Raw genomic sequence first — 4,435 nt, 5'->3', positions numbered from 1 at the left:
CCGGCGAAGCGCCCGCAGGGTCGCCAGGCCGGCGCTCATGGCCAGGGGGTTTCCCGAGAGGGTGCCGGCCTGGTAGACCGGACCCGACGGGGAGACCCGCTCCATGATCTCGCGCTTGCCGCCGTAGGCCCCCACCGGGAGCCCTCCCCCGATGATCTTGCCCAGGGTCGTGAGGTCCGGGGTTACGCGGTAGCGCTCCTGGGCGCCCCCCAGGGCCACCCGAAAGCCGCTCATGACCTCGTCGAAGATCAGCACGATCCCCTCCCGGGCGGTGATCTTCCGCAAGCCCTCCAGGTAGCCTTCAGCGGGGGGGATGCACCCCATGTTGCCCGGCACCGGCTCCAGGATGACGCACGCAATCTCGCCCGGGTTGGCCCCCACGAGGGCCTCCAGGGCCTCCAGATCGTTGTAGGGCACGGTCAGGGTGTTCTTGGCCACGTCGGCCGGGACCCCGGGGCTCGTGGGCACCCCGAAGGTCATGGCCCCGGAGCCCGCCTTGACCAGCAGCGCGTCCTCGTGGCCGTGATAGCACCCCTCGCACTTGACGATCTTGTCTCGCCCGGTGAAGCCACGGGCCACCCGAATGGCGCTCATGGTGGCTTCGGTGCCGGAGTTGACCATACGCACCATCTCCACGCTGGGCACGCACGCCGCAACGAGCTCGGCCATCTCCACCTCGAGCTCGGTGGGAGCCCCGTAGGAAGTGCCGTTGGCCAAGGCCTGCTCCAGGGCCGCCCGGACCTCCGGGTGGTTGTGCCCCAGGATCATGGGGCCCCAGGAGCCCACGTAGTCGATGTAGGCGTTGCCGTCCACGTCGAACAGGCGCGAGCCCTCGGCCCGGGCGATGAAGACCGGGCGCCCGCCCACGGCGCGAAACGCCCGCACCGGGCTGTTCACGCCGCCGGGGATGAGCGTTACGGCCTTGTCGAAGAGCGCTTGGGAACGGGTGTGCTGCATGGGGGGACCTCCGGGAGGGTCACAGCGGGGAACGACGGAGCGGCACAGTTAACACGAAGTCGGGCCGGGATCAAGAAAAAACCGGGATTCCGCACACTTGAAGGGCGGGAAAGGCGCGTGTTATAAGCAGTTTTCCCCACTCTGTGCAAGGAGGTCCCCATGTCCCGCCGGCTCCTCGCCGGGCTCGTGGGAGCTGTGATCCTGGCCGCTCCCCTTCCCGTCCTCGCCCAGCGCGCCGCCACCCTGAGCTTCTCCGAGCTCGGCCTGGGAACCATCCCCAGCCGGGTGGGAGCCCTGGCGTCGGACCGCACCAACCAGGTCTGGGTGGGCACCGACCAGGGAGTCTCCGGGGTCCAGGGGGACCGCCGCGCCCCCTTCTTCCCCTTTCGCGCCAACGACGGACTCCTGGCCAACGACGTGCGGGCCGTGACCTTCGGACAGCTCGGCACCGACGAGAACTTCTTCCTCGGGTTCTCCAACGGCGTCCAGTACGGTCGACTCCTCTCGACCTCGGGCCTCTCCCTGGCCGGGTCGTTGCTCGCCGGCGTCGCCCAGGACGGTCGAAACCTGGTCAACGATCTCGCCTCGGACGGGGCGGAGCGGGTGTGGGCCGCCACCGCGGGGGGGCTGGTGGAGTGGGACATCTCGGGCCAGACGCCGACCCTGGGCACCACGTTTCTGGCTTCTGCGGCGCCCTTCCTGCGGGTCGCCGTGGCTCCTTGGGAGGGCGACCGGGCGGCAGTGGCCTCCGCAGGCCGGGAGCTCTTCCTGGTGCGCACCACCAGCCCGTCCGCCCCGGCCTCGTTCTTCACCGCCAACGCCGCGGTGGCCGATCTCAACTTCGACCCCGCCGGCAACCTGTGGGCGCTCTCCGCCGGACGCGACGTGGTCCGCTTCAACGCCGCGTTCGACCCCACTTCCGGCCAGGGCTCCTTTCCCACCCGCAGCGATTTCGCCATCGACGTGAGTCCCCTGCGCGCCATGCTCGCGCTTGCCGTGGACCCCTTTACGGGAACCGTGTGGGTCGGCACGGACCTGGGGGCGTATTTCCAGACCCCCCTGGGAGGGACCCTGGCTTCCCGGGTGTGCGGCGGGGGCGACGAGCCCGGCGCCGGTTGCTGGGCCCTGGACACGACCCCGAATTTCACCCAGGCCGACCGGGTGGACCGCATCCACGCCGACCCCTCGGGCAACACCTGGTTCGGCACCAATCGAGGGCTCCGGGGGCGCATCGTCCGCCTCCTGTCGCTCGACAGCTCCACCTACCTGGGAGGGGGTGCCCAGGCCGTCGTCTCCCTGGAGGACCTTCCGGGGTTTGCAGGCAACGAAGAGACCGACACGGCAACCGTCGAGGTCAACGTGGGAACGGCCTCCACCACCCTGGAAGCGCTGGAGGAGGGCGACTCCGGCAGGTTCACGTTCAGCGTTCGGCTGGCGGACGTGGCCGACGTTCCCGGCTCCGACGGGGTGGACGTGAGCGTGGAGTACGCCTTCCTCGACCCCGACCGGTTGGAGCGAACCCTGGTGGCCCGCGGCCGCTGGGCCAACATCGTCTCCTTCGAGGACGACCTGTGGATCGGGGGCCTGTGTTTCCTGGAGGCGCTGCGGCGCTGAGGGGACGTGCGACGGTGAGCCGCGGCCTCCCGATTCTGGCGTTTCTCGGGGCGGCGGCCCTGGCCCTGGGGAGCGGGCTCGCCCCCGGGGCAGGGCACGCCCAGGGGGGCCCGTCCGCCGAGGCTCCCCCGGCCCCGGGCACGCGACTGCACTTCGAGAAGACCCTCTTCGTCCAGCGCACCGCCGACGGGCGGGTGTTCGCCGAGACGCGCCGGGTGGAGCCGGGGGAGAGCCTGCACCGGATCCTGACGCGGGAGTACCGGATCCCGGAGGAAGCCCTGCCCGCGTTCGTGCGGGCGTTTCGCGAGGCCAATCCCGGGGTCGATCCCGACCGCCTCGCGGCCGGGCAGGTGGTGAGGGTGCCCTTCAAAGTAGAAGAGGGGCTCCCTCCCTCGGCTCCTCCCGCAGCTGCCGCGCCACCCCCCGCCTACACCGTCCAGCCCGGCGACAACCTGTGGCGCATCCTGCGCGACCGGTTCGGAGTTCCCCGGGAGCAGATCCAGGAGGCCCTGGCCGCGGTGGCCCGTGCCAATCCGGGCATCCGGGATCTCAACCGGCTGCACGTCGGCCACCGCCTCGCCATCCCCCCTCTCCCGGGGGCCGTCCCCGCCGCCGAGGCGGCCGGACCCCCGGCCGGCCCTTCGGTACCCCCCTCCTACCGCACCGCCCTGGACCTCCTGCGGGAGCTGCGCTGCCAGGTCGCCGAGGACGGAGAGACCTTCGTCCCCCTGAGCCGGGGCCGCACCCTGCGGCTGGAGGGGAGGGACTTCCCGGTGGTCTCGGGCCCGGCGGGCGGCAAGGTGATCCTCGACCCGCGGGGCCGGCTGAGCGCGGCCCTGGTGCGGGCGCTGCGCGAGGAGTGGGGGTACGCGTGCGTGTCGGGGGTCGACCCGGATCCCGAGGTCTACCTCGGGGCGATCCTGCCGCGCCTGGGGTTCTTCGAGCTCTCCGAAGGGGAGCGGTCCATCCCCCTGGGCCGGGGCACGGAGCTCCTGGCCCAGGCCCGCTGGACCGTGGTGCCCCGGCCCCAGGACCTGTGGGAAGGAAGCGTACACCTGCTCTTCTCCCCGGGGTCGCTGCTCGAACCCCGGCTGGTGCTGGCGGCCCGGAGGGCCGGCTACGCCGTCCACCCCCTGGGGCCGGCCGTCCTCGGAGCCGGGAGCGAGTCGTCGGGCTCCTCTCCCGCGCCTCCCCCCTTGGCGGAACTCCCCATGGCCGACCCGGCCCAGGGCGCGTCGCACCTCCTTTCCTTGCTGGGCGTGTCCCACCGGGTGCGGCCCGAGGTGGAGTGCGACCTGGGAGGGGGCGTGCGCTACCGGATCACCCCACTGCTCACCCTGCGGTTCGGGGGGCTCGACTATGCCGTGCCCGCGGCCGAGCCCGCCCGGGCCGAAGCCATGCTCACCCGGGCCGGGTACTTCACCGTCCCGTGGCTGCCGGACGCCGCACCCCTGAACATCCTGGGAGACCTCCTGGCCCTGCTGGGGGTGCCCCACTCCCGGCCCACGGTGGAGGCCCCCGCCGGCGAGGCCCTGCGGCTTCGGGTTTCCGGAATCCTGCTCCAGGAGCCGGAGCTCGCGGAGCTCCTGTATCCGAACCGGCCGGGCCCCGGAGCCCCGTCCGACGGGCGGGCGTCGCGGATCTTCCTCACGGAGGCCCAACTGCCCCCGCCCGGGGCTTCCCTCCTCCTGGACCAGAACCTGCTGCCCTGGCTGGTCCGCTAGGATACCCATGCTGCCTGCCCTGCACCGAAAGGTCCTCCCCCTGTCCGAGCTCCTGGCGGAGATCGCTCCCCGGCGGCGCGCCGGAGAGCGGGTGGTCTTCACCAACGGCTGTTTCGACCTCCTGCACCCGGGGCACGTCA

At 72.1% G+C, this 4,435-nt stretch carries 3 protein-coding genes and 1 pseudogene; 3 read left to right on the top strand and 1 reads right to left on the bottom strand.

Annotated elements, in window-relative coordinates; translation table 11 throughout:
• Positions 1–957: glutamate-1-semialdehyde 2,1-aminomutase (locus AB1578_22260; GenBank protein MEW6490622.1), on the bottom strand; the 957-nt coding region annotated here is incomplete at its 3' end.
• 159 nt (positions 958–1,116) lie between these two features.
• On the opposite strand from AB1578_22260, the gene AB1578_22255 reads away from it, so the two are divergent.
• The 3 genes and pseudogenes from AB1578_22255 to AB1578_22245 all read left to right on the top strand — a co-directional run bounded on the left by AB1578_22255 (position 1,117) and on the right by AB1578_22245 (position 4,435).
• Entirely contained in the window at positions 1,117–2,571 is a 1,455-nt protein-coding gene (locus tag AB1578_22255) for a hypothetical protein (GenBank protein MEW6490621.1), read from the top strand.
• A 14-nt stretch (positions 2,572–2,585) separates the two neighbouring features.
• Positions 2,586–4,295 carry a LysM domain-containing protein gene (locus tag AB1578_22250; GenBank protein ID MEW6490620.1) on the top strand — a complete coding sequence of 570 codons (1,710 nt, stop codon included), beginning with the start codon at positions 2,586–2,588 and terminating at the stop codon, positions 4,293–4,295.
• A 34-nt stretch (positions 4,296–4,329) separates the two neighbouring features.
• Positions 4,330–4,435: pseudogene (locus AB1578_22245) on the top strand (D-glycero-beta-D-manno-heptose 1-phosphate adenylyltransferase).

Source organism: Thermodesulfobacteriota bacterium, assembly GCA_040756475.1.
Taxonomy (GTDB): domain Bacteria; phylum Desulfobacterota; class Deferrisomatia; order Deferrisomatales; family JACRMM01; genus JBFLZB01.
The sequence above is the reverse complement of the archived record's forward strand: the minus strand, read 5'-3'. Positions and strand labels throughout refer to the sequence as shown.